General features: G+C 70.1%; 1 protein-coding gene. It reads right to left on the bottom strand.

Annotated elements, in window-relative coordinates:
• Nucleotides 1-1164, bottom strand: a 1164-nt coding sequence (locus E6R18_RS33830; protein WP_136320682.1) for an IS200/IS605 family element transposase accessory protein TnpB, incomplete at both ends; no start/stop codon positions are given.

Genomic DNA, 1164 nt, shown 5'->3' with positions numbered 1-1164 from the left:
GGTGCGGCCTGGACGGTCCGATGCCTCACACGATCACTCCGGTCGTGTGAGGGCGGTGTCGTCCGACGCCGGATCGGGTGTCCGAGGGCACGTCTCCCGATCGCGATGCCGGCGGCATCGTGACGGGACATTCTGCGGTGGGGTGTGGTCAGTGGCTTCTGCCAGTGCTGAGCACCCCACATCGAGGTGTAGGCGGGGTCGACCGCGATGATCGCGAGACCGTGTCCGGCGGCCATGGAGACGAGGCGTGCCTTGAGTCTGCCGGTGGGCAGGCCGGAGATCAGCTGCCGGAATCGCTTCCTGCGGCCGTGCTTCTCCCGGGTCTTCTCCGCGCTGAAGTCGAGGTCTTCGATGGCGATCGCGGTGACACCTGTCCGGCGGGCCCAGTGCAGGAGGCGGGTGAGCGCGTGACGGACCTGCGCGTCACGATGTGCGGCCGTTCCGGACAGGTCGTAGGCGAAGCGGTGGGGTTCGCCGACCGGGTTGCCGTGGGGGTCGAGGCGGTAGGCGGCGAAGTGATCGGCGTTGGTGTCCACCCCGATCACACCCCCCGCCCGCGCCGCCTCCAACGGGACGGTCCGCACAGCGGGTTTCTGCCAGGACGCGGTCAGGTACCAGCGCCCCCGGCCGGTGTCGTAATGGATGCGGTAGGCCACAGCACGGTTCGCCTCAATACGGTCGGCCCACTCCACTCCCCGGTGCGCGAACCCGACCGTGGGAGTGAGGGTGTAGCGGCCGTGTGCGCTGTTGGCGAGGTGGGCCAAGGGGGCGGGGAGTTTGATGCTGACCCGGCCCTCGGGGGTGACGCGGATGGTTTCGTTTCCGTACCGCTTGCCCGACTCGCCGTCCGCCGCCAGGAACCACCGCTCCGCCTCCCACCGCTCCCGCCACTCCTCCTCGCTCAGCCCGGCCTCGGTCAGGTGATGGCGGGTGTTCAACAGGCGCTTCCCGCCCCGCACGACCCGGACCCGCCCCGACCGCCAGTCCGCGACAGCGGCCGTGAGACGGTCCTCCAAGGCTTTGAGGCGGCGGGACTTGTGAAACCACTCACCCCTGGACCGGTAACCGCCCGGCGCACGCTTCGTGCCCTTCACCCCGACCGGGAGCGACAACCGGTGCCGCAAGGTCCTGATCCCGGCCTCCAAGGAGCGGATGTGCGCGGCC

The organism is Streptomyces sp. A1277 (assembly GCF_004795015.1).
Taxonomy (GTDB): Bacteria; Actinomycetota; Actinomycetes; order Streptomycetales; family Streptomycetaceae; genus Streptomyces.
The sequence above is the reverse complement of the archived record's forward strand: the minus strand, read 5'-3'. Positions and strand labels throughout refer to the sequence as shown.